We start from the raw sequence: 980 nt of genomic DNA, 5'->3' as shown, positions 1-980 counted from the left end.
GCCCCACCCCCTGCCGAGGAGGGTCTGGAGCGCGAACCCACCCCCTCGGACAGCCTGCGCACCTTCGGTGCCATGGTCCAGGCGCTGCGCGAACACGCCGGTTTCAGCCGTGCCGAGTTCGGCGAGATGGTGCGCTTCTCCAAACACACCGTGGCCTCGGTGGAGCTGGGGCGCCGGATGCCCGACATCTCCTTCATCGAGCGCGCGGACGAGGCGCTGGGCAACACCGGCGCTCTCCGCCGCGCGGCGGCCTTCCTCACCCGGGGCGAGGCGGGCCTGGCCGTCTGGTTCCGCCGCTGGGCCCGCCTCGAACGGGTCGCGGTCAGCCTCTCCACCTACGAGTGCAGACTCGTCCCCGGCCTCCTCCAATCCGAGGGTTATGCCCGGGCGCTCTTCGAGAACCGCCTGCCGCTGCTCACCGACGAGCAGATCGAAGCGCAGATCACGGCTCGGCTGGAGCGACAGAAGATGCTCCGGGACCGTCCCGACGTGCCGTTCGGCTTCATCGTGGAGGAGTACGTCTTCCGGCGCACGCTCGATGACCCGGAGATGACGCGGGACCTGCTCGACTGCGTCCTCGATCACACTGCCCGGCGCAACGTGACGCTCCAGATCGTGCCGCTCAACGTCGGCCTCCACTCCTGCACCGACGGTCCCCTCCAGCTGCTGGAGACTCCCGAGCGAAGGCGGCTGGCGTACTCCGAAGGCCAGGAGAACGGCCGCCTCATCTCCGACGCGAAAGAGGTGAGTCTCCTCCAACAACGCTATGACACACTGCGGTCGCAAGCCCTGACTCCCAGGGAGTCCAGGACCCTGCTGGAGCGACTGCGAGGAGAGCTGTGAACACGACGGAACTGGCCTGGTTCAAGTCCAGCTACAGCGGTAGCTCCGGCGACAGTTGCGTGGAGGTCGCCCGGGCCGAGCGCGCCGTGTGCGTCCGCGACTCCAAGGACACCACCCGCCCCCACTTCGCCGTCACC

The 980-nt window shown here is 68.7% G+C and carries 2 protein-coding genes; both read left to right on the top strand.

Annotation, left to right across the window (positions count from 1 at the left end):
- Positions 1-24 precede the first annotated feature (24 nt).
- Positions 25-843 (top strand): helix-turn-helix domain-containing protein, encoded by an 819-nt coding sequence (locus tag FNQ90_RS24785; RefSeq protein WP_182608378.1) that lies wholly within the window; start codon positions 25-27, stop codon positions 841-843.
- The coding region (locus FNQ90_RS24780; protein WP_182608377.1) for a DUF397 domain-containing protein at positions 840-980 on the top strand (141 nt) is incomplete at its 3' end. The genes FNQ90_RS24785 and FNQ90_RS24780, both read left to right, overlap by 4 nt.

Origin of the sequence: Streptomyces alkaliphilus, from assembly GCF_014141535.1 — a bacterium.
Lineage (GTDB): Bacteria > Actinomycetota > Actinomycetes > Streptomycetales > Streptomycetaceae > Streptomyces > Streptomyces alkaliphilus.
Note: the sequence above shows the minus strand (reverse complement) of the source record. Positions and strands in the feature narration are given on the sequence as shown.